Annotated in this window: 25 protein-coding genes; 16 read left to right on the top strand and 9 right to left on the bottom strand. The window is 69.8% G+C overall.

Annotated features, from left to right (window positions below):
• Nucleotides 1–35: 35 nt before the first annotated feature.
• Together FE263_RS10115 and FE263_RS10110 are read left to right on the top strand one after the other, a co-directional pair.
• Nucleotides 36–281 (top strand): hypothetical protein, encoded by a 246-nt coding sequence (locus tag FE263_RS10115; protein WP_138325882.1) that lies wholly within the window; start codon nt 36–38, stop codon nt 279–281.
• A 70-nt stretch (nt 282–351) separates the two neighbouring features.
• Nucleotides 352–1965, top strand: coding sequence for an acyl-CoA synthetase (locus FE263_RS10110; RefSeq protein WP_171034033.1), 1614 nt, complete (start codon nt 352–354; stop codon nt 1963–1965).
• 494 nt (nt 1966–2459) lie between these two features.
• On the opposite strand, the gene FE263_RS10105 is transcribed toward FE263_RS10110, so the two are convergent.
• Nucleotides 2460–3500 (bottom strand): Gfo/Idh/MocA family protein, encoded by a 1041-nt coding sequence (locus FE263_RS10105; protein ID WP_138325880.1) that lies wholly within the window; start codon nt 3498–3500, stop codon nt 2460–2462.
• Between the two features lie 128 nt (nt 3501–3628).
• On the opposite strand from FE263_RS10105, the gene secD reads away from it, so the two are divergent.
• From secD to FE263_RS10090, 3 genes are read left to right on the top strand one after another with little or no spacing between them, the layout of a single operon-like run.
• A complete protein-coding gene (secD, locus tag FE263_RS10100; RefSeq protein ID WP_138325879.1) occupies nt 3629–5188 on the top strand; it encodes a protein translocase subunit SecD in 1560 nt (519 codons plus the stop codon).
• Nucleotides 5189–5195: 7 nt separating this feature from the next.
• Nucleotides 5196–6158: a protein translocase subunit SecF gene (secF, locus tag FE263_RS10095; protein WP_138325878.1), complete on the top strand. Its 963-nt coding sequence runs from the start codon at nt 5196–5198 to the stop codon at nt 6156–6158.
• Between the two features lie 6 nt (nt 6159–6164).
• Nucleotides 6165–6608, top strand: coding sequence for an ester cyclase (locus FE263_RS10090; protein WP_138325877.1), 444 nt, complete (start codon nt 6165–6167; stop codon nt 6606–6608).
• Nucleotides 6609–6683: 75 nt separating this feature from the next.
• Here FE263_RS10090 and FE263_RS10085 read toward each other — a convergent pair whose 3' ends face one another.
• From FE263_RS10085 to pdxY, 3 genes are all read right to left on the bottom strand, one after another.
• Entirely contained in the window at nt 6684–7034 is a 351-nt protein-coding gene (locus FE263_RS10085) for a hypothetical protein (RefSeq protein WP_138325876.1), read from the bottom strand.
• Nucleotides 7035–7048: 14 nt separating this feature from the next.
• Nucleotides 7049–7540 (bottom strand): large-conductance mechanosensitive channel protein MscL, encoded by a 492-nt coding sequence (gene mscL / locus FE263_RS10080; protein WP_138325875.1) that lies wholly within the window; start codon nt 7538–7540, stop codon nt 7049–7051.
• A gap of 125 nt (nt 7541–7665) precedes the next feature.
• Nucleotides 7666–8520, bottom strand: a complete 855-nt coding sequence (pdxY, locus tag FE263_RS10075) for a pyridoxal kinase PdxY (RefSeq protein WP_240759332.1) — start codon at nt 8518–8520, stop codon at nt 7666–7668.
• A gap of 180 nt (nt 8521–8700) precedes the next feature.
• Here pdxY and FE263_RS10070 point away from each other — a divergent pair, with 180 nt between their 5' ends.
• The 4 genes from FE263_RS10070 (at nt 8701) to FE263_RS10055 (ending at nt 11119) form a co-directional block, all read left to right on the top strand.
• Complete coding sequence (locus FE263_RS10070; RefSeq protein ID WP_138325874.1) at nt 8701–9261, top strand: Spy/CpxP family protein refolding chaperone; 561 nt, start codon at nt 8701–8703, stop codon at nt 9259–9261.
• 117 nt (nt 9262–9378) lie between these two features.
• On the top strand, nt 9379–9606 hold the full coding sequence (gene rpmE / locus FE263_RS10065) for a 50S ribosomal protein L31 (protein WP_138325873.1): 228 nt from the start codon (nt 9379–9381) through the stop codon (nt 9604–9606).
• Nucleotides 9607–9799: 193 nt separating this feature from the next.
• On the top strand, nt 9800–10309 hold the full coding sequence (locus tag FE263_RS10060; protein ID WP_138325872.1) for an Hsp20 family protein: 510 nt from the start codon (nt 9800–9802) through the stop codon (nt 10307–10309).
• A 228-nt stretch (nt 10310–10537) separates the two neighbouring features.
• Complete coding sequence (locus FE263_RS10055) at nt 10538–11119, top strand: DUF1013 domain-containing protein (RefSeq protein WP_138325871.1); 582 nt, start codon at nt 10538–10540, stop codon at nt 11117–11119.
• 24 nt (nt 11120–11143) lie between these two features.
• Here the strand turns inward: FE263_RS10055 and FE263_RS10050 are convergent, their stop codons facing one another.
• Nucleotides 11144–11311, bottom strand: a complete 168-nt coding sequence (locus FE263_RS10050) for a YdcH family protein (RefSeq protein WP_138325870.1) — start codon at nt 11309–11311, stop codon at nt 11144–11146.
• Nucleotides 11312–11475: 164 nt separating this feature from the next.
• Here FE263_RS10050 and FE263_RS10045 point away from each other — a divergent pair, with 164 nt between their 5' ends.
• From FE263_RS10045 to FE263_RS10035, 3 genes are all read left to right on the top strand, one after another.
• Nucleotides 11476–11676: a YdcH family protein gene (locus tag FE263_RS10045; RefSeq protein ID WP_138325869.1), complete on the top strand. Its 201-nt coding sequence runs from the start codon at nt 11476–11478 to the stop codon at nt 11674–11676.
• A gap of 200 nt (nt 11677–11876) precedes the next feature.
• The gene (purE, locus tag FE263_RS10040) at nt 11877–12341 is read left to right on the top strand and encodes a 5-(carboxyamino)imidazole ribonucleotide mutase (RefSeq protein WP_138326292.1); all 465 of its coding nucleotides are present in this window, start codon (nt 11877–11879) and stop codon (nt 12339–12341) included.
• The gene (locus FE263_RS10035; RefSeq protein ID WP_138325868.1) at nt 12338–13486 is read left to right on the top strand and encodes a 5-(carboxyamino)imidazole ribonucleotide synthase; all 1149 of its coding nucleotides are present in this window, start codon (nt 12338–12340) and stop codon (nt 13484–13486) included. The genes purE and FE263_RS10035 overlap by 4 nt, the downstream gene beginning before the upstream one ends.
• Here FE263_RS10035 and FE263_RS10030 read toward each other — a convergent pair.
• The 4 genes from FE263_RS10030 to radC all read right to left on the bottom strand — a co-directional run bounded on the left by FE263_RS10030 (nt 13468) and on the right by radC (nt 19877).
• Nucleotides 13468–16596 (bottom strand): efflux RND transporter permease subunit, encoded by a 3129-nt coding sequence (locus FE263_RS10030; protein ID WP_138325867.1) that lies wholly within the window; start codon nt 16594–16596, stop codon nt 13468–13470. The two genes, FE263_RS10035 and FE263_RS10030, sit on opposite strands and share 19 nt — an antisense overlap.
• A gap of 2 nt (nt 16597–16598) precedes the next feature.
• Nucleotides 16599–17837, bottom strand: a complete 1239-nt coding sequence (locus FE263_RS10025) for an efflux RND transporter periplasmic adaptor subunit (RefSeq protein ID WP_171034032.1) — start codon at nt 17835–17837, stop codon at nt 16599–16601.
• Complete coding sequence (locus FE263_RS10020; RefSeq protein ID WP_138325865.1) at nt 17834–19096, bottom strand: TolC family protein; 1263 nt, start codon at nt 19094–19096, stop codon at nt 17834–17836. The genes FE263_RS10025 and FE263_RS10020 overlap by 4 nt, the downstream gene beginning before the upstream one ends.
• Before the next feature lie 82 nt (nt 19097–19178).
• A complete protein-coding gene (gene radC, locus FE263_RS10015) occupies nt 19179–19877 on the bottom strand; it encodes a RadC family protein (protein ID WP_138325864.1) in 699 nt (232 codons plus the stop codon).
• A gap of 118 nt (nt 19878–19995) precedes the next feature.
• On the opposite strand from radC, the gene FE263_RS10010 reads away from it, so the two are divergent.
• The 4 genes from FE263_RS10010 to FE263_RS09995 all read left to right on the top strand — a co-directional run bounded on the left by FE263_RS10010 (nt 19996) and on the right by FE263_RS09995 (nt 24758).
• On the top strand, nt 19996–20727 hold the full coding sequence (locus FE263_RS10010; protein WP_138325863.1) for an HAD hydrolase-like protein: 732 nt from the start codon (nt 19996–19998) through the stop codon (nt 20725–20727).
• Nucleotides 20728–20911: 184 nt separating this feature from the next.
• A complete protein-coding gene (locus tag FE263_RS10005) occupies nt 20912–21451 on the top strand; it encodes a 2Fe-2S iron-sulfur cluster-binding protein (protein WP_138325862.1) in 540 nt (179 codons plus the stop codon).
• Nucleotides 21448–22449 carry an FAD binding domain-containing protein gene (locus tag FE263_RS10000; RefSeq protein ID WP_138325861.1) on the top strand — a complete coding sequence of 334 codons (1002 nt, stop codon included), beginning with the start codon at nt 21448–21450 and terminating at the stop codon, nt 22447–22449. The genes FE263_RS10005 and FE263_RS10000 overlap by 4 nt, the downstream gene beginning before the upstream one ends.
• On the top strand, nt 22446–24758 hold the full coding sequence (locus FE263_RS09995) for a xanthine dehydrogenase family protein molybdopterin-binding subunit (RefSeq protein WP_138325860.1): 2313 nt from the start codon (nt 22446–22448) through the stop codon (nt 24756–24758). Before FE263_RS10000 ends, FE263_RS09995 begins: the two co-directional genes overlap by 4 nt.
• The last annotated feature ends 6 nt before the right edge of the window (nt 24759–24764 follow it).

Raw genomic sequence — 24764 nt, 5'->3', positions numbered from 1 at the left:
CTGCTTACTCCTCCTTTTAAGTAAACAGGTGTCTAATGGTCAGCAGGGCCTATCTTCTCGAAAAGCCGGCAGGACCTTCGGGAGCGAAGCTGTTTCTCGACCAGACCATCACCCCGATCCTGATCAACGCCGCAGGCTCGGTCGAGGACGTGCTGGAGCGGGTCGCGGTGCGTACCCGCAAGCAGCCGGTCAGGACGCTGGCGACCGGCTTCACCCTCGGCACGATGGGGATGCTGCTGGCGGGCCACCTGCTTTGTTCCAGACGATCCACGCCCATCTGAAGCCTTTGCGTTCCGGGCCGGCAGGCTCATCATCCTCGCGAGCGTCCGGCAGAGGCGCACGAGGATTTCCATGCAATTCGAGCATCTCGCCAGGAATGCGGCCAACCATGTGCCGCTATCGCCGCTGAGCTTCCTGGACCGCGCGGCGTCGGTGCATCCGGATCGCCTCGCGGTGGTGCATGGCAGCCACCGCGCCACCTGGCGCCAGACGGCGGCGCGCTGCCGGCGGTTCGCCTCCGCCCTGTCGCAGCAAGGCGTCGGGCGCGGCGATGTGGTGGCAGTGCTGGCGCCGAACACGCCGCCGATGTTCGAGGCGCATTTCGCGGTGCCGATGCTGGGCGCGGTGCTCAACGCCATCAACATCAGGCTCGAAGCCGACACCATCGCCTACATCCTGCAGCACGGCGAGGCACGCGTGCTGCTGACCGATCGCGAGTTCTCGCCGACCGTCGCCGCCGCGCTCGAACTGCTGCCGCGCGACCGCCGCCCGCTGGTGATCGACATCGACGACCCGCTCGCGGGCGGCGGCGGTCTGCTCGGCGACATCGAGTACGAGGCTTTCCTGTCCGGCGGCGATCCGTCGTTCCGTGGCAGCCTGCCGCCGGACGAGTGGGATGCGATCTCGCTGAACTACACGTCGGGGACCACCGGCCGGCCCAAGGGCGTCGTCTATCATCATCGCGGCGCCTACCTGAACGCGATCGGCAATGCGCTGAGCTGGGACATGCCCCGCCACCCGGTCTATCTCTGGACGCTGCCGATGTTCCATTGCAACGGCTGGTGCTTTCCGTGGACCGTGACCGCGCTGGCCGGCACCCATGTCTGCCTGCGCCGTGTCGACGCCGATGCCATCCTGGCCGCACTCGATGCCGAGAGGGTCACGCATCTCTGCGGCGCGCCGGTGGTGATGGGCATGATCCTGAACGCATCCGGCATCACGCGGCGTGACCCGCCGGTGCAGGTCGCGACCGCGGGTGCGGCGCCGCCCGCCGCGGTGATCGAGGGCATGGAGCGGCTGGGCTTCGCGGTCACCCACACCTACGGCCTGACCGAGAGCTACGGCCCGTGCATCACCTGCGAGTGGAACGCGGACTGGAACACGCTCGAGGCCGGCGAGCAGGCGGTGATGAAGGCGCGGCAGGGAGTGCCGTACGTGACGCAGGAGGCGCTGGTGGTGGCCGATCCGGTCACGCTGGAGCAGGTGCCCGCGGACGGCGTCAGCCTGGGCGAATTGATGATACGCGGCAATGCGCTGATGAAGGGCTACCTGAAGAACCCGGCGGCGACCGAGGAGGCCTTCGCCGGCGGCTGGTTCCACACTGGCGATCTCGGCGTGTGCCACCCGGACGGCTATGTCGAGGTGCGCGACCGCTCGAAGGACATCATCATCAGCGGCGGCGAGAACATCTCGACCATCGAGGTGGAGAGCGTGCTGTACCGCCACCCGTCGGTGTTGGAAGCCGCGGTGGTGGCGATGCCGGACGACAAATGGGGCGAGGTGCCGTGCGCCTTTGTGACCCTCAAGCCCGGCACCGACGCCAGCGATGCCGAGTTGATCGCCTTCTGCCGCGCCGCCCTTGCCCACTTCAAGGCGCCGCGCCGCGTGGTGTTCGGCCCATTGCCGAAGACCAGCACTGGCAAGATGCAGAAATACATCCTCCGCGAGCGTGCACGTCTCGTCTAGCTGATCGGGTTTGGCAGGAGGTAGAAGTCCCCCGCGCGAAGGGTCTCGGCAATCGGCCGGTGAGTGCCTCTTGATGCTCTCGCAGATAACCACTCTTTCAAGAATTGCCGGGACTACAAACTCATCGATTGGGAGGCCGCCCACTCCCAGTCGCCTATGGTCTCCCAGCTTCGGCCAACCACTTCGACGGAAGAACCGCCGACGGACTACTACGCTGAATCAAGACAGCAGGCCGCGTGTGTCGAGCAGGGGAGCCGCAGCCACGAACAAGGCAACGTCTTTTGCACCAACAGACTTGAAACGACACCTGGAAGACCGCGGCGGTTGCCGAGCTAGAGCGTGACCGCAACAAGGCCGTCAATTCGTCGCAACTATTTCAATCGCGTTGGGGTAAATCTCGGTTCCACTTCCAGTCTGTATTATATATCGCGGTTCGCCGCCCGCATCGTTACCGACCACAAGTTCGGTAAGCTTGCGGCCTGCGCGCCGAATAATCAGAACGCCGTCATCGTCAGCAGCCCCGACAACTCCATCCGCCGGCGTGACGCCGCGATGCCGTCGGTCACCGCGATCGCCGCCGCCAGTGCGCGGATGCCGGCCTCGGCATCGACCAGAACCGGGGCGCCGTCGAGGCAGGCCGCCACGAAGGCCGCATGCTCGGCGGCCAGCGTGTCGTGCTCGCGCCAGCTCACCGCCTCGCGCCGGAAACCGCCGGTGCCGGGCAGCAGCATGCCGCGCTGGCGGCCGATCATGGTCAGCTCGCGCGCGGTGAAGTCCGCCGACAGGTAGCCTTCCTCGGAGAACAGCCGCATCCGCCGCTCGGTCTTGAGCGAGATCCGGCTCGCGGTGATGGTGGCGACGCAGCCATTCTCGAACCGCACGCGGGCGTTGGCGATGTCCTCGTGCGCGCTGCTGACCGCGCAGCCGAGCGCGTCCACGCTCTCGATCGGGCTGTCGACGATTGCCAGCACCAGGTCGAGATCATGGATCATCAGGTCCAGGATCACCGAAACGTCGGTGCCGCGCGCCTTGTACGGCGCGATACGCGTCGCCTCGATATAGAGCGGCCGGGTGATCCGCTCGGTGATCGCCGCATGCTCGGCGGAGTAGCGCAGCAGGTGGCCGACCTGCAGCACCAGACCGGTGGCGGCGGCGGTGCCGGCGAGCAGGCGCGCCTCCTCCAGCGTGGCGGCGATCGGCTTCTCGACCAGCACGTGCCGACCGGCATGCAGCGCCACCGTGGCCAGCTCGAAATGCACCTCCGCGGGCGCCGCGACCACCACCGCGTCGCAGGCATCGAGCAGCGCCGCCAGCTCCAGCACAGGCACGCCGCCGGCCTCGCGCGCCACCAGGGCGGCACGCCCGGGGTCCGGATCGTGGATGCCGGCCAGCACCGCCCGCTCGCCGGCGGCGACCTTGAGGGCGTGGTACCGGCCGAAATGCCCGGCGCCGATCACCCCGATCCGCAGGCGCCGCGTATCGCCCCGCGCGTCCCCGGTCTCACGCCGCCGTGCGCCCGAACCCAGCAACGCCATCGAGAGCCCTCCCTGCAGGCAGCCTGGGTAGCAGCAGAAGTTGCATCCCGAGAAGCACATCGGCATGTTCCCGCCGCCTGCGGCGCCCCGCCGCCCCCGGCAGTCGTCGACGGAGCTCCTTCTTCAGCATGATGTACTACAGCCGCATGAAGACGGCCTCCGTGCTGGGTGTCTGCCTGCTCGGTCTGCTGCTCTGCCTGCCGAACCTGCTGCCGGCGCCATCCCGCGCGATGCCCTGGCGGCAGATCCATCTCGGCCTAGACCTGCGCGGCGGCTCCTACCTGCTGATGCAGGTGGACATGCCGACGATCACCCGCGAGCGGCTGGAGGCGCTGACCGACGGCGTGCGACAGAACCTGCTCGCCGACGGGCTCGGCTACCGCAACCTCGCCACCGACCCTGGCAGCCGCAGCGTCACCTTCGTGCCGCGCGATCCCACCGAGCGCGACCGCGACATCGCCAGCCTGGCCAAGCTGCCGCAGGCGTCACCCGGCGAGTTCACCGTGGGCGCCCGTCCGGACGGCAGCATCGCCGTCACCCTCTCGCCGACCGCGATGACGGCGCGCGCGCAGGATGCGGTGACGCAGTCGATCGAGATCGTGCGGCGGCGCATCGACGCCACCGGCGCGGTCGATCCCGAGATCACCCGCCAGGGCAGCGATCGCATCGTGGTACAGCTGCCGGGCATCACCGATCCCGAGCGGGTCAAGCAGCTGCTCGGCACCACCGCGAAGATGACCTTCCACCTGGTCGATGCGACCGCCAATCCGAACGGCCTGCCGCCGCCCGGCGTCGAGATGCTGCCGATGTCGGACAATCCGGCGCAGCGCGTCGCAGTGATCCGGCATGCCGATGTCGACGGCGCCGATCTCACCAATGCCTCGCCCGGCCAGGACACCCAGACCGGCGGCTGGTCGATCAACTTCACCTTCAACTCGGTCGGCGCCCGGCGCTTCGCCGACGTCACGCGCACCAATGTCGGACATCAGCTGGCCATCGTGCTCGACAACAAGGTGATCAGCGCGCCGGTGATCCAGAGCGTGATCGCCGGCGGCCAGGGTCAGATCACCGGCAGCTTCACCGCCCAGCAGGCCACCGACCTCGCGCTGCTGCTGCGCGCCGGCGCGTTGCCGGCGCCGCTGGCGGTGATCGAGGAGCGCTCGGTAGGGCCCTCGCTGGGTGCGGATTCGATCAGGGCCGGCGCGATCAGCCTGGTGGTCGGCTTCGTGCTGGTGATCGCCTTCATGGGCCTGTTCTACGGGCTGTTCGGCTGGTACGCGAACCTCTGCCTGGTCGCCAACCTGGTCCTGATCCTGGCGATCCTGTCGCTGTTCCAGGCGACGCTGACGCTGCCCGGCATGGCCGGGATGCTGCTCACCCTGGGCATGGCGGTGGACGCCAACATCCTGATCAACGAACGCATCCGCGAGGAGGTGAAGCGTGGCCGGACGGCGCTCAACGCCATGCAGGTCGGCTTCCAGCGCGCCACCTCCACCATCGTCGACAGCAACGCCACCGCCCTGCTCGCCCACGTCATGCTGTTCGTGTTCGGCACCGGACCGGTGCGTGGCTTCGCGCTCACCATCACCATCGGCATCGTCACCACGCTGTTCACCACCCTGCTGCTGTCGCGCATGCTGATGGTGCGCTGGTATGCGCTGACCCGCCCCACCCTGTTGCCGGTCTGACCCCGACATGAACGCACTCCTCGGCCGCCCGCTGCTGCGCTTCGTGCCGGATGGCACGCGCATCAACTTCATGCGCGGCCGCTTCATCGGGCTGGCCACCTCGGCCTTCCTGTCGCTGGCCTCGGTCGGGCTGTTCTTCTGGCCGGGACTGTCGCTCGGCATCGACTTCAAGGGCGGCATCGTGGTCGAGGCGCGCACCCAGGGGCCGGCCAACTTCGACGCCATCCGGGCGGCGCTGCAGCAGCGTCATGTGCCGGCGGCCGGGCTGCAACGCTTCGGCGCCGACAACGACGTGCTGATCCGGCTCGACGCCCCGTCCGGCAAGGACGCCGCCAGCGAGGCCGCCACCCAGTCGCTGGTCGACCGCACCCGCGCCGGCATCGTCGCCGCCCAGCCCGGGGCGCAGATGCTGCGTGCGGACGCGGTCGGCGCCTCGGTGTCGTCGGAACTGTTCCGCAACGGCCTGCTGGCGCTCGGGCTCAGCCTGCTGATGATCCTGGCCTATATCTGGATCCGCTTCGAATGGGAGTTCGCCATCAGCGCGGTGATCACGCTGGTTCTCGACCTAACCAAAACTGTCGGCTTCCTGGCGCTCAGCCGGTTCCAGTTCGACCTGGTGATGGTGGCCGCCATCCTGACCATCCTGGGCTACTCCACCAACGACAAGGTGGTGGTCTACGACCGGGTGCGCGAGAACCTGCGCAAGTACCGCAGCATGCCGCTGCGCGAGCTGATCGACCTGTCCATCAACGAGACCCTGAACCGCACGCTGGGCACCTCGTCCACGGTGTTCCTGGCTGCCCTGCCGCTGGCGCTGTTCGGCGGCGCGACGCTGTCGGGGTTTGCCTGGGTGATGCTGTTCGGCATCGTCGTCGGCACCTCGTCCTCGATCTTCATCGCCGCCCCCATCCTGCTGCTGCTCGGCGAGAAGCGGCTGCGTCGCGACCTGCATGCGGTCCAGAAGCGGTAGCGGACGATGACCGGAATGGAGGCGCCGGCAGGCAACGGACCGGCGGGTGTGGCGGAATGGCTGGCCCGGGAATTCTTCCGCCGTGTCTGGACGCCGCCGCACGAGCTCGATGCGATCGACGAGCTGATGACCGAGGATTATCGCATCACGACTGCCGGCCAGGTCGTCGAGGGGCGTGCGGCGTTCAAGGCGTGGGTCGGCCGGATGCAGGAGACGGTGCAGGACGCCACCAACGAGCACCTCGAGATCATGACCAACGCCAGCGGCGACCGCGTCGTCTCGCGCTGGGTGACGCGCGGCACCAACAACGGCATGTTCGGCCTGCCAGCCAGCAACCAGGCGGTGGAATTTTCCGGCATCGCGATCTGGCGCGTGGCGGGCAACCGGCTGGCGGAGTGCTGGGTGGAGCGCAGCGCGCTGGAGCTGTACGAAAGGCTGCGCGCCGGCTGAAGCCTGGCGGATGCGATCCGCTTTGGCCGGACCTCGTAGCCATCGGAGCGCCGGGTGCTGCCGGGCTGCCCCGGATCAGCTGTGGTGCGCGCCCGCGGGCCCGCCGTCGGCATCCATGCGCGTGGTGTAGTCCATCAGTGCGCGCACCGCGCTGCTGGCCTGGGACAGGCTGGTCCAGCTCGGGCCGCCCTGGTTGCCGCGCAGGGCGACCAGCGCGGCATGGTCGTAGCGCACCAGTTCGAGCAGCGAGGACGGGTTGGCGCGACCCGACATCAGGTAGCTCTCGGCCATGCCGTGCGCGATCAGGTAGGTGATGACCACCTCGCGTGTGGCGTCGCCGAGGGTGCTGGGCGGGGTGATGGCGCCGGTCGCCTGGCAGCCCACCACTGTCGCCGCAAGCGCCGCCGCCGCGAGGATCCGCCGCAAGGTGATGCTCCGGATCAGGGCAGCGGCTGCCCGATACGCGCGACCTCGGCCGGCCGGCTGGCCAGAAGGTCGCGGATCTCCGCCAGCAGGGTCTCCGACGGGGTCGGGCCGGCCGCAACCGGCTTGGCGTCCTCGCGCACATGCAGGCGGGTCAGCAGCTTGACCACCCAGAAGATCACCAGGCCGACGATCAGGAACTGGAACACCGCGTTCAGGAACAGGCCGACATTGAGCGTCACCGCGCCGGCCTTCTGGGCGGCGTCCAGGGTGGCCAGATGCGGGCCCTTCAGGGTGAAGAAGATGTTGGTGAAATCGATGCCGCCGACGATCAGGCCGATGATCGGCGTGAAGATGTCCTTCACCAGGCTCTGCACGATGCCGGTGAAAGCGGCGCCGATGATGATGCCGACGGCAAGGTCGACGACGTTGCCCTTCATGATGAAGCCGCGGAACTCGCTCACCCAGCCGGGTGCCCGCACGCGCACATGGTGGTCGCTCAAGGCCATGCCTGTTCTCCTGCCGCCTGGACGGGCAATCGCGTTACGCCGGACCCGCTCCGCGACGATAACAGGAAGGCAAACGCCCTAAACCTGCAACCCTGCGCCGGTGAAACCCACGCGAGCTCCCGGGATCAGAGACTTCTAGCGTCATACCGGGAGGTGGGACTGACGATCTCGTCCTGTGCCGCCACCAGGCAGAGCTCGGCCGATCCGGCGGACGCGGTGCGCGCCAGCACCGCCCAGGTCGCGCTGCCGGCGCATTCCAGCGCATGCCTGAGGGCTGCGCCGCTTCGGTCGCCGCTCGCCACATGGAACAGGAAGAGGGCCGCGATCAGGTCGCCGGCGCCGTTCGCGTTCAGCGGCAGCCTCGGCGTCTTCAGCAGGAACGATGCCTCCGGAGAGGCGGCGACAAGTTCGACCGTGTCGTCCGCGGTCTCGCCGGTGCGCACGCTGGTCACCAGCACCAGGCGCGGGCCGTCACGGCGCATGCGGTCCTGCAGGCTGCTTATGGCGCGCAGAAGTTCGGCGCGGCTGTGGCACGAAATCCCGGTCATCTGTTCGAGTTCGAACTGGTTCGGCGTCATGATGTCGGCGGCTGGCGCCGCGTGGTCCAGCAGCAGCGGCGGAATATCCGGATGCACGAACAGGCCGCGTCCGGTATCGCCCATCACCGGGTCGCAGCAGTAGAGCATCGCCGGACTGGCGGCGCGGGCCTGGGCCACGATGTCGAGGATGGCCCGGCCCACCCCGGCATCGCCTAGATAGCCCGACAGCGCCGCGTCCAGCGACAGCGCGCCGCGCGCCGCCAGACCCCGTGCAAGATCGTGCAGATGATCGCCGGTGAACACCTGCCCGGTCCAGTCGCCGTAGCCGGTATGGTTGGAGAACTGCACCGTATGGATCGCCAGCACCTCGGCGCCGAGCCGTTGCAGCGGGAATATCGCCGCCGCATTGCCCACATGCCCGAAGGCGACCCAGGATTGCATGGAGAGGATTTTCAGGGTGCCTCCTTCACGGCGTTGCCTTCGAGCGCCAGTAGTAGGGCTAGTATCAGGTGCCGCGAAGCGACGCGCATACGGCATAGTCGCACCGGGTTCTAAAGGTATCGAGGCCAGATGATGCGTTGTTTCCTGCGTTCCCGGCCCGCAGCCCGCCGGGGCGCGCTCATGCTCGGGTGCGCCCTGCTGGCGATGCCCGCCATGCCGGGGCCTGCCATGGCGGCGCGATCGGCGCTGGCGCAGAGCGAGGCGCCGGCACTGGCGCCCGATCCCGTGCCTGGTCCCGATTCCAGCCCGGCGCCCAGCCCGGCCCCCGATCCCGCGCATGCCACGTCCGATGCCGCGGCGCCGATGATGAGTTCGTCCGGCCTGCGTACCCGTCTCGGCCGGCAGCAGGCCGAGGCGCTCGAGGCGCACATCACCACCCTGCACCGGAGCTGGCACATCACACCGGCGCAGGAGCCGCTCTGGAACCGGCTGACCGGGACCATGCGCCAGGGTGCCGTGCAGATCGATGCGGAGTATGCCCGCCGGGAGCAGCGCGGCAGCATGAGCGCGCGCGACGACCTGCAGTCCTATGCGATGGTGCAGCAGACGCACGCCGCCAATGCGCAGGCGCTGCTGGCGCCGTTCGCCAGTCTCTACGACAGCTTCAGCCCGGCGCAACGCCGCCTCGCGGACGAGACCGTGCGGCGCTTCACCGAGAACGCCCTCAGGACCTCGCGTTGACCCGTCGGCCTGCCCGGCCCGACACCCGCCCAGGTTGAGGTTCCGGCCGCAACCGTCTATAGCGCCCCGATCGCGTCCCGGTCGGCATCGGCGGCGCCCCACAGAAAGCGGCAGATCATGAAGTCCGGCATCCATCCCGAGTACCACGAGATCAACATCGTCATGACCGACGGGACGCAGTTCACCACGCAGTCCTGCTACGGCAAGGCCGGCGACACCCTGCGCCTCGACGTCGATCCGAAGTCGCATCCGGCCTGGACCGGCGTCCAGCGCATGCTCGACACCGGCGGCCAGGTCGCCAAGTTCAACAAGAAGTTCGCCGGCATCGGCATGCGCAAGTCGTAGGCCACGGGCTGGGCCCTGCGGGCTCGCAGGCCAGCGGATTTTTTGCCGCCGCTCCTTGATGCAGGGAGCGGCGGTTTCTATTTCAGGCTGTGCCGGGGCGCCCTTCTGGGGCTTCGGCGAACAGACGACACTTTCCCAGGGGCCGGCCTTCCAGGCGGCCCTGAACCGAAAAATGCTCCTCAGGAGGTTTTCAATGACGTACGACTTCTCGCCGCTGTTCCGCAGCACCATCGGGTTCGATCGTCTCGCCCGGCTCGTGGACACGGCATCCCAGGCGGCGGCCCAGCCGTCCTATCCTCCCTACAACATCGAGAAGACCGGCGACGACAGCTACGTGCTGACGATGGCGGTGGCGGGCTTCGGCCCCGAAGACATCGAGATCACCGCGCAGGACAATACCCTGCTCGTCTCCGGCCGCATCAAGGACGAGCCGAAGCGCGAGGTGCTGCATCGTGGCATCGCTGCCCGGGCGTTCGAGCGTCGCTTTGCGCTCGCCGACCACATCGTCGTCGAGGCGGCGGATCTCCGCCACGGCATGCTGCATGTCGGGCTGAAGCGTGTGGTTCCGGAGGCGCTGAAGCCGCGCCGCATCGCCATCGGCGGCAACGTCGGGCATGCCGGTCCGCAGCTCGAGGGCCAGTCCGTCGCTGGCGAGCTGCCGGCCAACGACCGGTCCCGCGAGGGCGACGTACAGGCCGCCTGAGCTTCGCGGCGAGCCTGATCCAAGGCAGATGGGGGGCCGGGCGACCGGCCCCCTTTCATCTGTCCAGACCACCCCATTTCACCCTCCGGCGTGGCCAAGATCCCTTGACCACCCGGGCGCGCCGGCCCCATATCGAGGCACTCGCCGCGCTTCGGCAGGCATCCTGGACCACGGTCAGAGACGCTGCCGCGTAACGCGGCGCCCTGATGATCCGATAGGACCAGCGCCATGACCCTGCCCCTGATGCCGAAAGCGACAGCCGTCTGGCTGATCGAGAAGACCGCCCTCACCTTCACGCAGATCGCCGAGTTCTGCGGCATGCACCCGCTCGAGGTGCAGGCCATCGCCGATGGCGAGGTCGCGGCCGGGATCGTCGGCTACGACCCGGTGGCCAACCACCAGGTGACGCAGGCCGACATCACCCGTTGCGAGGGCGACCCGTCCTTGCGGTTGAGCATCCTGACCGTGACCAATCCGGTGACCCGTCGCTCGCGCGGCGCCCGCTACACGCCGGTTGCCAAGCGAAACGACCGGCCGGACGCGATCGTGTTCCTGCTGCGCAACTTCCCTCAGCTCTCCGAGATGCAGATCATCAAGCTGCTCGGCACCACCAAGGACACCATCGCCAAGGTGCGCGACAAGCAGCACTGGAACAGCGCCAACATCAAGCCGCGCGACCCGGTGATCCTCGGGCTCTGCAGCCAGACCGATCTCAACATGATGGTCAACCTGGCCAACGAGCGCCTGGTCCGCGAAGGCCACAACGTGCCGCAGCCGCTGCCGATGACCGAGGACGAGGAGGCGGCCTGACGGCCGCCCCACGATACCTGGCGCTCAGCTCCGGCTGAGCCGCTCGACCTCCTCCTTGACCCGCAGCTTCTCCAGCTTGAGGCGGTTGAGGGCAGCCTGGTCCGGCTGCGGCCGGTGATCCTCCTCCGAGATGCGCGTGTCCAGGTTGGCATGCCTGGTCTTCAGGCTGTCGATCCTCGCTTGCACGCTCATGCTGCCTCCGAAAGATTGTTGCAGAACGGCGACACCTGCCGTCCGATCGAACCCTAGGCTCCGATCGGGCGGCTTCGCCACGCAAAACCGACACAAGGCGCGTACCGCGGATCCGGCACGCCGCGCATGGAGGGCGAAGGCCGCGCATGCTATGGCAGCAACCCATGCTGACAGATCACGACACCCTGCTGCGGCAGCTGCACGAGCTGCGTAGCGAGCACCGCGACCTCGACACGGTGATCGGCCGCCTCGCCGCACAGCCGATAGACCAGCTGCAGCTGCAGCGTCTCAAGAAGCGCAAGCTGATGCTCAAGGACGAGATCGCATGGCTGGAAAGCCGCCTGATCCCGGACAGCATCGCATGACGGAAGGCCACCCGATGATCCGCGCATCCATCGACGACCCTCGTGCCACCGTGGACTACCCGCTCGGCGCCCCGGCGCCGGATGAGTTCGCGCCGCAGGACTCTGCCCTCGGCGACTTGATCGCGGATGGCGGCGTCGTGCCCGGGCCGGACGATCCCGCCGAGACCGGCCAGCGCGGGCGGATCCGCATCGGTCTGATCATGGGCAGCCAGTCCGACTGGCAGACGCTGTCGCATGCCGCCGAGATGCTTGCCACGCTGGAGATCGGCTACGAGACCCGCATCGTCTCGGCGCACCGCACGCCGGATCGCCTGGTCGAGTATGCCGGCACCGCCCGACTGCGCGGCCTCAGCGTGATCATCGCCGCGGCCGGTGGCGCTGCGCACCTGCCCGGCATGTGCGCCGCCTGGACCACCCTGCCGGTGCTGGGCGTGCCGATCGAGAGCCAGGCGCTGCGTGGCATCGACAGCCTGCTTTCCATCGTGCAGATGCCGGCCGGCGTCCCGGTCGGGACGCTCGCGATCGGCAAGCCGGGCGCAATCAACGCGGCGCTGCTGGCGGCCTCGATCCTCGCCGTCGAGGACGATGCGGTCGCGGCCAGGCTCGAGGCGTGGCGCTCGCTGCAGACCGCCTCGGTACCGGACGAGCCCGACAGCGGGGCATGAGCGAGGCGTCTCTCCCGCCCGGCAGCGTCATCGGCATCGTCGGCGGCGGCCAGCTCGGCCGGATGTCGGCGCTGGCCGCGGCACGGCTGGGCTATCGCTGCCACGTGTTGACCGAGGAAGCCGACGGCCCGGCTGCACAGGTCTGCGCCTCGCGCACGATCGGCTCGCACGCCGACCCCGACGCGCTACGCCGGTTTGCCGAGGCGACGGACGTGGTGACCTTCGAATTCGAGAACATCAGCGCCGACGGCCTCGATCTGCTGGCCTCGCTGCGTCCGGTGCGGCCATCGGTCGGCATCCTGCGCACCAGCCAGGACCGCATCCTGGAGAAGCGCATGCTGGAGGCCGCCGGCATCCCGGTGGCGCCCTGGCACGCGGTGACAGACCGCGCCTCCCTGCAGGCGGCGGCCGCGGCGGTCGGGCTACCGCTGGTGCTGAAGACCACCCGCCTCGGCTATGACGGCCGTGGCCAGGCGGTGGTGCGCGACGCCGGAGAGCTGGAGGCGGCGTTCGACCGGCTGCAGCCGCATCCGCTGGTGGCCGAGGCACTGGTCGGGTTCGCCGCCGAGCTGAGCGTCATGGTGGCGCGCGGCATCGACGGCACCGTGCGCTGCTTCGACGCCGTGCAGAATCACCATCGCCACCACATCCTCGACGTCACCCTGGCGCCGGCGCCGGTCGGCCCGGAGCTGCGCGCCGAGGCGCAGGCGCTGGCGGCGCGCATCGCGACGCACCTCGACCTGGTCGGGCTGCTCGGGGTGGAGATGTTCCTCACCGAGGGCGGCGGCCTGCTGGTCAACGAGATCGCGCCCCGGCCACACAATTCCGGGCACTGGACGATGGATGCCTGCCCGGTCAGCCAGTTCGAGATGCACATACGCGCCGTCGCCGGCCTGCCGCTGCCGCCGGCGAGCCGTCATTCCGACGCGGTGATGAAGAACCTGGTAGGCCCGGACGAGCTGGCGCTGTGGCCGCGCATCATGGCGGCGGACGACCTGCTGGGGCATCTGTACGGCAAGCACGAGGCGCGTCCGGGCCGCAAGATGGGCCACGTCAACCGGCTGTTCGCGCGCGACGCCCTGCCCGGCCGCTTCGGCCTCGCCGACGCCCTTGCACTGTTCGGCGGCTACGACCCCGGCGCCTGACTAGTACGGCGTCCAGCCACCCGGGCATACAGCGCCGGCAGCACCAGCAGGGTCAGCAGCGTCGAGGTCAGCAGGCCGCCGATCACCACGGTGGCCAGCGGACGCTCGACCTCGGCGCCGGCGGTGGTCGAGATCGCCATCGGGATGAAGCCCAGGCTCGCCACCAGCGCCGTCGTCAGCACCGGGCGGAAACGCGACTCCGCCGCCTCGGCCGCCGCCTTGCCGGCCTCGGCGCCCTCCGACTGCAGCCGCACGATGGTGCTGACCAGCACCACACCGTTGAGGATCGCCACCCCGAACAGGGCGATGAAGCCGATCCCCGCCGACACGCTGAACGGCAGGCCGCGCAGCACCAGCGCGAACACCCCGCCGGTTGCCGCCACCGGCAGGTTGGCGAAGATCAGCCCGGCGATGCGGAACGAGCCGAACGCCATGTAGAGCATGACGAAGATCAGCGTCAGCGCCACCGGCACCACCAGCGACAGCCGCGCGGTAGCCTGCTGCAGGTTCTGGAACTGGCCGCTCCACTCGATCCGGTAGCCAGTCGGCAGGTGAACTTCCTGGCTGACCGCCTGCTGCGCGGCTGCAACGAAGGAGGTGGCGTCGCGGCCGCGCACGTTGGTCTGCACCACGGTGCGTCGCTGCACCTGGTCGCGGCTGATCTGCGACGGCCCGCTCGACAGGCTGACATGCGCCACTTCCTCGAGCGGGATCGCGCCACCGGTCGCGCGCTGCACTGTCAGCATGCGGATATGCTCGAGGCTGTCGCGATCGCCCGGCGCGAACCGCACCTGGGTGTAGAGCTGCGCGTCGCCGACCACGACGATGCTGCCGACATGGCCGCCGACCGCCTCCACCACGTCCAGCACGTCGCGCGCATTGACACCGCGACGCGCCGCCGCGTCGCGATCGATATCGACGTGCAGGAACGGCAGGCCGCCGATCTGCTCGGGCTGGGTGTCGGCCGCGCCCCGCACGCCACCGACGACGCGCGCGACCTGCTGGCCGAGGCTGGCAAGCTTGCCGAGATCGTCGCCATAGATCGAGATCGCGACATCGGTGCGGACACCCTCGAGCAGGTCCTCCATGCGCATCTGCACCGGCTGCGACCAGGTGAACAGCATGCCCGGCACCGTCTGCTGCAGCGCTTTGCCATAGGCGCTCACCAGCCCGGCCTGGTCGGGCGCCGTCTTCCACTGCCCGCGTGGCCTTAGCATGATGAAGCTATCGCTCTGGTTGACACCCATCGGGTCGGTCGGGATCGCCGCGGTGCCGGTATTGCTCACCACCGTGGCCACCTCGGGAAAGCGCTTCAGGGTGCGCTCGATCAGCGTGGTGTCGGCGATCGAGGTCGGCAGCGCCACGCTCGGCAGCCGTTCCGAGGTGACCACCAGCGAGCCCTCCTCGAGTTGCGGGATGAACTCGCCGCCGAGCCCGCGCGCCAGCAGCGCCGCCACCGCCACCAGCACCAGGGCGGCGCCTGCGGTCGGCCAGGGATGCGCCTCGCACCAGGCCAGCGCCGGCCTGTACGGACGTCGCAGCGTGCGGATCAGCCAGCTCTCCCGCTGCCCCGCTGTCGTCCGTTTTGCAAGCGCCACCGAGGCGATCGCCGGGATCCAGGTCAGCGACAGCAGCAGCGAGGCGAGCAGGGCCAGGATGACGGTGAACGCCATCGGCCGGAACATCTTGCCCTCGATGCTCTGCAGGCTGAGCACCGGCAGGTAGACGATGACGATGATGGCGATGGCGAAGCAGATCGGCCTGCTGACCTCGCTCGCCGCGTCGCCGATCAGGCCGCGCCGGCCCTGCTCCCCCGAGCCCTCGCGCGTGCCGCGCCGGCGCAGCACGTTCTCGACCAGCACCACCGAGCCGTCGACGATCATGCCGAAATCGATGGCGCCCAGGCTCATCAGGTTGGCCGAGATGCCAAGGTGGTGCATGCCGATCATCGCCAGCAGCAGGGCGAGCGGGATCACCGAGCCGATCACCAGCGCCGCCCGCCAGTCGCCCAGCACCAGCAGCAGCACCGCCACCACCAGGAAGGCGCCGGACAGCAGGTTCTCCTCGACGGTGCGTATGGTGCGCCGGGTCAGGTCGGTGCGGTCGTAGAACGGCCGGATCGCGATCCCCTGCGGTAGCGTGCGCTGGATCGCCTGCAGCTTCGCACGCGCCGCGGCGGCGACCACGCCGGAGTTGCTGCCGGTCAGCATCAGCACCACGGCATTGACGATCTCGCCATGGCCGTCGCGGGTCACCGCCCCGAGCCGTACCCGCGGCGCCATCCGCACCTCGGCCACGTCGCGTATCAGCACCGGCACGCCGTCGGCACCGGTGCGCAGCACGATGCGGCCGAGATCGTCCAGGCTGCCGATCAGCCCGTTGCCGACCACCACCTGCTGTTCCTGGTTGTGCTCGATCCAGGCGCCGCCGGCAGCCGCATTGTTGGCATCCACGGCGCGGAACACGTCGCCGACCGGGATGCCATAGCGGATCAGCGCCGAGGCATCGACCCGCACCTCGAAGGTCGCCTCGTCGCCGCCGTTGATGTTGAGGTCGGCGACACCCGGCACCTGCTTGAGCTGCGGCGCGACCTGCCACTGCATGATGGTGTGCAGCTGCATCAGCGATCTCTGCGCGTCCCCGGCAGCTTCGGGCCGTTCGTCGGCGAGCTGGAACTGCATTATCTCGCCGAGGCCGGTCGAGAGCGGGCCGATGCTGGGCGCGATGCCGGGCACGCCGATCATCGCCCGCGCCGCCTGCAGCCGCTCGTTCACCAGCGTGCGGTCGAGATAAATGTCGGTGTCGTCGGCGAACTCGACATAGACCACCGAGACGCCGAAGCGCGATACCGAGCGCAGGTCGGTGACCTTCGGCAGCCCGGTCATCTGCGTCTCGATCGGGAAGGTGACCAGCCGCTCGACATCCTCCGGCGCGAGGCCCGGGGCGACGATGGTGACCAGCACCTCGCGCGGCGAGATGTCCGGGACGCTCTCCACCGGCAGCTGCAGCACGTCCAGCACGCCGCCGGCGACCAGCAGGCCGACCGCCAGGAACACCAGCGTGCGGAAGCGCAAGGCGAGGCCCGCGAGACCCGCCCTGTTGCGCGGCATCCTCAATCGCCGGATCCAAGCTCGTCCTGCAGGCGTTCCGACTTCAGCACGAAGGAGCCGGTGGTCACCACCTCGTCGCCGGCATGCAGCCCGTCCTGCACCTCGACGAAATCCGCCGTCTGCACGCCGAGCCGCACGCGATGCTGCTGGAAGGTCTCCGGCCCGGTGCGGGTGAACAGCACCGGGTGATCGTCGATCCGCTGCACCGCGGCTTCCGGCACCACCACCGCCCGCGCGGAGCTCGTGGTCGGCAGTGCCGCACGTACGAACATGCCGATGCGCAGATCGTGCGACGGGTTGTCGATGTCGCAGCGCACCTGGAGCGCCCCGGTGCGGCTGTCGAAGGCGCCGGCAACGCTCTCGATGTGCGCCGGCAGCACGCGTGCACCGGACGCCTGTCCGGGCAGGCCCGGCACCGTCACGGAGGCCTCGCCGCCGGGCTGCACCATCGAAGCCTGGTCCTGGAACAGGCTGGCGACTACCCAGAGCCGGTCAAGATTGACCACCGTCAGCAGGGCCTGGCCGGGCTCGACGAGATCGCCGGGTGCCGCCGCCGCCTGCAGCACGACGCCGTCCAGCGGAGCCACCAGCGACGCCACCGAAGCGGCGGAATCCTGGTATCGCACCCCGTACTGGCGCAGCCGCAGCTCGAGATCGGCGATCGCGGCGCGCTGGCTCTGCAGGTTCGCCTGCGCCTCGCCGAGCAGCGCCCGGCGGCGGTCCACCTCGCCGCGCGCCACCACGGTGCCGGCCAGCGCCTGCCCGCGTGCCAGCGAGAGGCGCGCCGTCGTCGCCTGCGCCTGCGCCTGCGCCAGCACCGCGCGTGCGGTCGCCAGACGCATATGCAGGTCGCCGAGGGTGACGTCGTCGTAGGTGAGCAGCACCTGCCCGCGGCGCACGGCGTCGCCCGGATGCACCGCCACGCTCAGCACGTGGCCGCGCCCGAGTGGCCGCAGGCGTACTAGCCGCTGCTCATCAGCCGCGATCACCGCCGGCACCTCGATGCGCCGGGCGATTTCCCGTGTGGTCGCGACCGCGGTCCGCAGCCTGATGTCGAGTTGCGCCTGCAGGTCGAGCTTTACCTGTCCGGGCGGCGCGTGGCGCTCCTGCCCGGCTGCCTGCGGCTTGCCCGGTGCCGGAGCGGGCGCGATGGCATGGCCGGCCCAGAAAGCGCCCGCCAGCCCCGCGACGGCCAGTGCCGACAGCCCGATGACCCGGGTCCGCGCCAAACCTGCCTTCAAGGCAGCACACCCTCCGCAAGGGCGACCTGCCATTGCGCGGCCTGCAGCATGGTCGACGCACGCCGCGCCGCGAGATCGGCGTCGAAGGCGGCGGTCTGGGCACGGGTGGCCTCGATCAGCGGCATCTCGCCGACGTGCCAGGCGCGCACCACCTCGACCGCGCGACCGTCCAGCTCGCGCGCCACCGTTGCCGCGGCGCTGCGGTTCGCCCGTGCGGCGCGCAACCTCGCCAACGCCTGCTGCAGACCGATCGCCACCAGACGGCGCTGCTGCAGCAGGCGGGCCTCGGCGGTGTTGAGCCGGGCCGTGGCGGCGGCGATGCGTGGCAGGTTGCGTGCCGTGCTGCCGAACGGGACCTTGAGCATCACTCCGACCCGGTTGTCCCAAGGGCTGCCGAACTGCTTCTCATGGATGCCCTCGATGCCGACCTCGGGATCGTCGCGGTCGGCCACTCGCACCAGCCGCAGGGCCGCCTCCGCCGCCTCGAGCTCGCGATGCGCGCTGGCCACCCGGGGATCGCGCTCCAGCTGCTCGGCCCCCGGGAGGGTGCGGTCCGCGGCGAGCACGGCCGGGTTCGCCGTCAGGTCCGGCAGCTCGGCCGAGCCGGTGAGCGCAACGAGGGAGCCCTGCGCCCCGGCGAGCTGCGCCTCGGCATCTGAGAGCGCGATCTGCGCAGAACCCAGCGCCGCCTGCGCTGCCTCGGCATCGATGCCGGGCGCCTCGCCGGTGCCGACCGCGTGCGACACGATGTCCTGCAGTTGCCGGGCGGCCTGCACCCGGCGGGCGGCGACCGCACGGTTGTCGGCTGCGAATTCTCCGGCGGTCGCCTGCTCCAGCACCTGCCGGGCCAGCTCGAGGCGCATGGCCTCGCCCTGCTGGGACAGATGGAGCAGGTCGGCCTGTGCCGAACGCTCCGTCGCGGTGCCCTCGCCCGGCAGCCAGAGTGGCGTCGCCAGCTCGCCCTGGTAGGTGGTGTAGCCCTGGTTGCTGCCGATCAGGTGATCGTCGAAATACTCGCCGGTGGCATAGGGGGCGCCGGGGAAGAAGGCGCGCGCCGCCCGGGCACGGGCTGCCGCCTCGCCGCGCTGGCCGTCCAGCGCATAGCTATCGGGGGCCAGGGTCCAGGCCGCCTGCACCGCGTCATGCAGGCTGGGAGCACGAGCCGCGATCGCCCTGGAAGCGGCGACCATACCCAGCACCCACATGCAGGCAGGTGCCAGGGCTACCCGGGCCGGACCGGTCCATCGCAAGCAGCTCATCGGCCCCTCCGCCCAGCTAAGCGCATGCTTGCTGGCCGGTTGCACTAAATTACAGTTCAAGGCACCGCCGGACGAGCGGGCGTCAGGCCGGCGGCTGCAGCAGGCCCTCCTCGCGGAAGCTGGTCCAGCGGCCGTTGCCGATGATGACGTGGTCGCGCACCGCAATCCCGAGCACGGCGGCCGCCTGCACCACCTGGGCGGTCATCGCGATGTCCTCGCGCGACGGCGTCGGGTCGCCGCTCGGATGGTTGTGCACCAGGATGATCGCCGCCGCGTCCAGCTCGAGGGCGCGGCGCACCACCTCGCGCGGATAGACCGGCGTGTGGTTCACGGTGCCCCTCGCCTGCGCCTCGTCGGTGATCAGCCGGTCGCGGCTGTCGAGGAACAGGATGCGGAACTGCTCGATCTTCTCGCGCGCCAGCACCGCCGTCAGGTAGGCGATCAGCCGGTCCGGATTGTCGAGCACGGTCTCGCCCTGCATCCGAGCCCGGGCCAGCCGCAGCGCGGTCTCGTGCAGCAGCCGGACGGCAGCCATGCTGTGCGCATTGAAGCCGGCGAAGCCCTGCAGCTCGCGCAACGGCGCCGCCAGCAGCGCCGCGAAGCTGCCGAACCGCTCCAGCGCCTCGCGGGCCAGCCGCGCCGGATCCTCGTGTGCCGGCATGGCGTGGGTCAGCAGCAGCGACAGCAGCTCGAGATCCGCCCCGGCATCGCCGACCGGCATCGCAGCCGCGATCTCCCCCGCTCCAGGCAAGGCGGGCAACTTCGTCTGGCGGGCAGGCATCGCGAGGCTCCGGCGTCAGGCATTGCAGAAAATACGATATCGCAACGATCAGGTTTTCGCCTCCTAATCCTGGTCGCGCTAGGATCGGACGCATGAGATCGACCCTGGCCACCCACCGATGACTCCGCATGATGCAACCCCGCGCGCCGCCGGGCGGCCCGATGCGCGGCGGTGCGTGCCGCAGGCTGTGCTGCTCGATCTCGACGGCACCCTGATCGCCTCGCGGGACGGCATCATCGCCTGCCTGCGTCGCGCCCTTGCCGAGCTTGGCTACACCATCGACCCGGCGGCGGACCTCGACTGGGTGGTAGGCCCCCCCCTGCCGGACATCATGGCGCGTCTGCTGGCGGAGTTTGGCGACGACCGCGTCGAGGCGGCGGTGCAGGCCTACCGCCGCAACTACGAGGCCAGCGGCATGATGGAGAGCCCGCTTTTCGACGGCATCGCCGGCTTCATGCATGACCTGGCTGCGACCGGACGGCGCGTCCTGCTGGCGACCTCGAAGCCCGAGCACCTGGCCCGGCGGATCCTCGAGATGCGCGGCCTGACCGGCTATTTCCACGGCTTCTACGGCGCCCGCCCGGACGATAGCGGTGCCGAGAAGCCGGAGCTCATCGCCCGCCTGATCGAGACCGAGGCGATCGATCCGGCGCACAGCGTCATGGTCGGCGACCGCCGCTACGACATCAGCGGCGCGCACGCCAACGGCATGCGGGCGATCGGCACGCTGTGGGGCTATGGCGGCCGCGCCGAGCTGGAGGAGGCCGGCGCCGACGCCCTGGCCACCAGCCCGCATGCGCTGCTCGCCGAAATCGAGCGCCAGCTGGTCCGCGCCGAGGTTCATCCCTGACGGGCGAACCCGGCCTGACACGATGCGTTCAGCCAACATCCCCGGAACTGCCGGGTCCGGTAGCGGGCGACGGTGAAGAGCGCCCGGCCAATCCGCTGCACACGGCCAACCAGCCCCGGATGGCCGATCAGCCCCGGACGGCCAGTCAGCCCCGGCAGGCCAATCAGCCAAGGAGGATCGTCGCATGCCCATCACCATCAACGGCCAGTCCGTCGCGGTCCCAACGGATCCCCGCGTCTCGCTGCTCGACCTGCTGCGCGAGCACCTGCATCTCTCCGGCACCAAGAAGGGCTGCAACCAGGGCGCCTGCGGAGCCTGTACCGTGCTGGCCGATGGCGAGCGCATCCTGTCCTGCCTGGCGCTGGCGGTGCAGTTCGAAGGTCGCTCGGTGCTGTCCATCGAGGGCATCACCGACGACGGCGCGCTGCATCCGCTGCAGCAGGCCTTCATCGAGCATGACGGCTACCAGTGCGGCTACTGCACGCCGGGCCAGATCTGCTCGGCGATCGGCATGGCAAGCGAGATCGAGCGCGGCGTGCCGAGCGCCGTCACCGCCGATCTCGCGTCCGACAGCATCGACCTGACCCACGAGGAACTGCGCGAGCGCATGAGCGGCAATCTCTGCCGCTGCGGCGCCCATAACGGGATCGTCGATGCGATCTCGGAGACCTATGCCAGCAGGACCGGTGCAAGCCGACCGGCCGTCGCGGAGATTGCCGAATGACCCCGTTCGACTATGCCCGTGCGGGAGACACGGCAGCGGCGGTGCGCATGGGCAGCGTCGCCGGCGCCAGGTATCTCGGTGGCGGCACCAACCTCGTCGACCTGATGCGCGAGAACATCGAGCAGCCGGCATCGCTGGTCGACGTCACCGGCCTCGGCAGCGCCATCGAGGAGCGCGCGGATGGAACCGTCTGGATCGGCGCGGCGGCCCGCAACACCGCGATCGCCGGGCATGCCGCGATACGCCGGCGCTACCCGGCCCTGAGCCGTGCGATCCTGGCCGGCGCCAGCGGCCAGATCCGCAACATGGCGACCCTCGGCGGCAACCTGCTGCAACGCACCCGGTGCACGTACTTCTATGACGACGCAGCCCGCTGCAACAAGCGCGAGCCCGGCTCGGGATGCGACGCCATCGACGGCTTCAACCGCATCCATGCCATCCTCGGCGCCTCGGTCGCCTGCGTCGCGACCCACCCGTCGGACATGTGCGTCGCACTCGCGGCCCTTGATGCCGTGGTGCACCTGGAGGGCAGCGCAGGTGCGCGTACGCTGCCGTTCGACGCCCTGCACCGGCTGCCCGGCGGCCGGCCGGACCGCGACACCGAGTTGCAGCCCGGCGAGCTGGTGACCGGCATCGAGTTGCCGTCGCTGGCTTTCGCCGCGCGCTCCACGTACCGCAAGGTGCGCGACCGCTCCAGCTACGCCTTCGCCCTGGTCTCGGTCGCCGCCGCGCTGGATGTCGGCGGGGACGGCACTGTCCGCGATGTCCGCATCGCGCTCGGTGGCGTGGCGCACAAGCCGTGGCGCGCCCACATTGCGGAGCAGTCGCTGCGCGGCCAGCCGGCGACCGAGGCGAGCTTCCGGGCAGCCGCTGCGGCCGAACTCGCCGACGCCGCGCCGCTTACCCACAACGCGTTCAAGCCGGAGCTGGCACGACGGACCATCGTCGCCGTGCTTTCCGGGCTGACGGAAACTCCGATGAAGGAGATGGCGCCATGAGCATCCTCGACACCGCCAAGCAGGCCGCCGCCGGAGTGCTGTCGAAGCTGCGTCCGGAGACGCCGCCGGATCCGCTGATCGCCCGCCAGGCCACGCCCGGCAAGCACGGCTCGCTCGGCACCTCGGTGCCGCGCATCGACGGCCCACGCAAGGTCCGAGGCAAGGCGCGGTTCGCCGCCGAGGTGCCGGCCGAGCATCTGACCTACGGCGCGCTGGTGTTCTCCTCGATCCCCCGCGGGCGCATAGCAAGCCTTGATACCGCCGCCGCCGAGGCAGCGCCCGGGGTGGTGCTGGTGATGACCCACCGCAACGCGCCCCGCATGAAGCCGCCCGCGGGCTTCATGTCGGATCCGCGCGCCGCCGGCTCCAGCACCCTGCCGGTGATGCAGGATGCGTCCATCCACTGGAACGGCGAGCCGGTCGCAATCGTGCTGGCCGACAGCCAGGAGCAGGCCGACCACGCCGCCACCCTGGTCGCTGTCACCTACGAGGCCGCGCCGGCGCGGTTGAACTTCGCGCAGCAGATCTCGCAATCGCATCAGCCGGAGTCCGTGCTGGGCGAGCCCCCGATGATCGAGACGGGCGACGCCGAGGCCGCGCTGGCAGGCGCCCCCATCAAGGTCGACATCACCTACGAGACGCCGAGGCACAGCCATGCCGCGATCGAGCCGCATGCGGCGACGGTCTGGTGGGACGGCGAGGATCTGGTGATCCACGACACCACCCAGATGCTGCACCAGACGCGATGGACGCTGGCCGGCGTGTTCGGCATTCCGGAGAACCGGATCCGCATCCTGTCGCCCTTCGTGGGCGGCGGCTTCGGCGGCAAGGGCCTCTGGAACCACCAGATCCTGGCGGTTGCCGCCGCGAAGCTGGCCGGCCGGCCGGTTCGCCTCGCCCTCTCCCGCGAGGCGGTGTTCCGCATCGCAGGCGGTCGCACCCTGACGCGCCAGCGCGTGGCCCTGGGAGCGAAGGCCGACGGCACCCTGGCGGCGCTGATCCATACCGGTACCGTCGCGATGACCGAACACAACAACTGTCCCGAGCAGTTCACCTTCCCGGCCCGGCACCTGTATTCCGCCGAGACGTTCCTGCTCGAGCAGCGCGTCACCGACATGGACATGCTCGCCAACACCTTCATGCGCGCGCCCGGCGAAAGCGTCGGCACCTTCGCGCTCGAGACCGCGATGGACGAGCTGGCGGAACGTCTCGCAGTCGACCCGATCGAGTTGCGCCGCCGGCTGGAGCCGCAGCAGGACCCGACCTCGGGCCTGGCGTTCTCGTCGCGACACATGCTGAAGACGTTCACCGACGGCGCCGCGCGGTTCGGCTGGGATCGCCGCAATCCGGTCCCGGGTTCGCGGCGCGAGGGCGAGTGGCTGATCGGCTTGGGGGTCGCCACCGCGACCTACCCCTACTACCGCATGCCCGGTGGCGCCGCGCGCATCACCCTGACCCGCGACGGCGAGGCCAGGGTGGCGATGGCCAGCCACGAAATGGGCATGGGCACCGCCACGGTTCAGGCGCAGGCCAGCGCCGACCGCCTCGGCCTGCCGGTCGAGCGCGTCACCTTCGAGTATGGCGATACTGCGTTGCCGCACGGCACCGTCGCAGGCGGATCGTCGCAGACCGCCACCATCGCCGCGGCGGTCACCGCGGCCAGCGGCAAGCTGATCGCAGACCTGCTGCAGCGCGCCGGCAACGACTCTCCCCTGGCCGGATTATCCGCGGCCGAGGTGGAGGCACGCGACGGCGGGCTCGGACACCGCGAGAAGCCGGAGCTGTTCGAGAGCTACGCCTCGATCCTGTCACGCGCCGGTCTCGAGGAGCTGGTCGCCGAGGCCGACGCGCCGCCACCGGGCGAGGCCAAGCAGTTCTCGATGCATTCGTACGGCGCGCAGTTCTGCGAGGTGCGGGTGAACGCGGTCACCGGCGAGACCCGGGTGTCGCGCTTCCTCGGCTCGTTCGATTGCGGGCGCATCCTGAACCCCCGCATGGCGACCAGCCAGTTCCGTGGCGGCATCATCATGGGCCTCGGCCTCGCGCTGATGGAGGAGACCCAGTTCGACGAGCGCAGCGGCCGGGTGATGAACCCGTCGCTGGCCGAATACCACGTGCCCGTGCATGCCGACGTGCCGGAGATCGACGTCATCTGGACCGACATCGCGGATCCGCGCGCACCGCTCGGGGCGCACGGCATCGGCGAGATCGGCATCACCGGGGTCGGTGCGGCGGTGGCGAACGCGGTCTACAACGCAACCGGCAAGCGGGTGCGGAGCCTGCCGATCACGCTGGACAAGCTGCTGTAGCGGACG

The organism is Lichenicoccus roseus (assembly GCF_005844085.1).
Taxonomy (GTDB): Bacteria; Pseudomonadota; Alphaproteobacteria; order Acetobacterales; family Acetobacteraceae; genus Lichenicoccus; species Lichenicoccus roseus.
The sequence above is the reverse complement of the archived record's forward strand: the minus strand, read 5'-3'. Positions and strand labels throughout refer to the sequence as shown.

Coding starts and splice junctions, on each gene's coding strand:
- FE263_RS10115 (WP_138325882.1), top strand. CDS start 36: ATGGTCAGCAGGGCCTATCTTCTCGAAAAGCCGGCAGGACCTTCGGGA.
- FE263_RS10110 (WP_171034033.1), top strand. CDS start 352: ATGCAATTCGAGCATCTCGCCAGGAATGCGGCCAACCATGTGCCGCTA.
- FE263_RS10105 (WP_138325880.1), bottom strand. CDS start 3,500: ATGGCGTTGCTGGGTTCGGGCGCACGGCGGCGTGAGACCGGGGACGCG.
- secD (WP_138325879.1), top strand. CDS start 3,629: ATGATGTACTACAGCCGCATGAAGACGGCCTCCGTGCTGGGTGTCTGC.
- secF (WP_138325878.1), top strand. CDS start 5,196: ATGAACGCACTCCTCGGCCGCCCGCTGCTGCGCTTCGTGCCGGATGGC.
- FE263_RS10090 (WP_138325877.1), top strand. CDS start 6,165: ATGACCGGAATGGAGGCGCCGGCAGGCAACGGACCGGCGGGTGTGGCG.
- mscL (WP_138325875.1), bottom strand. CDS start 7,540: ATGGCCTTGAGCGACCACCATGTGCGCGTGCGGGCACCCGGCTGGGTG.
- pdxY (WP_240759332.1), bottom strand. CDS start 8,520: ATGCAATCCTGGGTCGCCTTCGGGCATGTGGGCAATGCGGCGGCGATA.
- FE263_RS10070 (WP_138325874.1), top strand. CDS start 8,701: ATGCTCGGGTGCGCCCTGCTGGCGATGCCCGCCATGCCGGGGCCTGCC.
- rpmE (WP_138325873.1), top strand. CDS start 9,379: ATGAAGTCCGGCATCCATCCCGAGTACCACGAGATCAACATCGTCATG.
- FE263_RS10060 (WP_138325872.1), top strand. CDS start 9,800: ATGACGTACGACTTCTCGCCGCTGTTCCGCAGCACCATCGGGTTCGAT.
- FE263_RS10055 (WP_138325871.1), top strand. CDS start 10,538: ATGACCCTGCCCCTGATGCCGAAAGCGACAGCCGTCTGGCTGATCGAG.
- FE263_RS10050 (WP_138325870.1), bottom strand. CDS start 11,311: ATGAGCGTGCAAGCGAGGATCGACAGCCTGAAGACCAGGCATGCCAAC.
- FE263_RS10045 (WP_138325869.1), top strand. CDS start 11,476: ATGCTGACAGATCACGACACCCTGCTGCGGCAGCTGCACGAGCTGCGT.
- purE (WP_138326292.1), top strand. CDS start 11,877: ATGGGCAGCCAGTCCGACTGGCAGACGCTGTCGCATGCCGCCGAGATG.
- FE263_RS10035 (WP_138325868.1), top strand. CDS start 12,338: ATGAGCGAGGCGTCTCTCCCGCCCGGCAGCGTCATCGGCATCGTCGGC.
- FE263_RS10030 (WP_138325867.1), bottom strand. CDS start 16,596: ATGCCGCGCAACAGGGCGGGTCTCGCGGGCCTCGCCTTGCGCTTCCGC.
- FE263_RS10020 (WP_138325865.1), bottom strand. CDS start 19,096: ATGAGCTGCTTGCGATGGACCGGTCCGGCCCGGGTAGCCCTGGCACCT.
- radC (WP_138325864.1), bottom strand. CDS start 19,877: ATGCCTGCCCGCCAGACGAAGTTGCCCGCCTTGCCTGGAGCGGGGGAG.
- FE263_RS10010 (WP_138325863.1), top strand. CDS start 19,996: ATGACTCCGCATGATGCAACCCCGCGCGCCGCCGGGCGGCCCGATGCG.
- FE263_RS10005 (WP_138325862.1), top strand. CDS start 20,912: ATGCCCATCACCATCAACGGCCAGTCCGTCGCGGTCCCAACGGATCCC.
- FE263_RS10000 (WP_138325861.1), top strand. CDS start 21,448: ATGACCCCGTTCGACTATGCCCGTGCGGGAGACACGGCAGCGGCGGTG.
- FE263_RS09995 (WP_138325860.1), top strand. CDS start 22,446: ATGAGCATCCTCGACACCGCCAAGCAGGCCGCCGCCGGAGTGCTGTCG.